We start from the raw sequence: 396 nt of genomic DNA on the forward strand, positions 1-396 counted from the left end.
TGCCTGCGCCCCGGGATCTTGCTGGTCATCGCCATCAAGCCCTGACAACAGCGCCATCTCTGTCGATGCCGCCCAGGCCCCACCCTCGCCGATAAAATAGCTGTCAGTCGCCGCCGACCAGTGGCGCTGCCAGTCCGGGTCATAGCGCTGGCGATAATCAACTCTGGACTGGAATACCAGCTGCATGCCCCAATCGACACAATCCTGCAAGGTTGCCGTCAACGGCACATCGTCATAACCCCGTACCAGGCCGGTTGTACGAACCCCAGCCCACTGCCCCAGAAATGCCACCGCATGCAAATGATTTGACCAGACACCTCCCGGCGTTACCCAACCGGAACGGCCACTGCCCTGCCAGGGCTGCCAGTGACACAACAGTTTGAACAGCTTGTTACC

At 60.1% G+C, this 396-nt stretch carries 1 pseudogene; it reads right to left on the reverse strand.

Annotation, left to right across the window (positions count from 1 at the left end):
- Positions 1-396 (reverse strand): annotated as a pseudogene (locus Q4563_RS16720) (hypothetical protein); the annotation flags it as partial.

It is taken from the genome of Gilvimarinus sp. 1_MG-2023, from assembly GCF_030548285.1.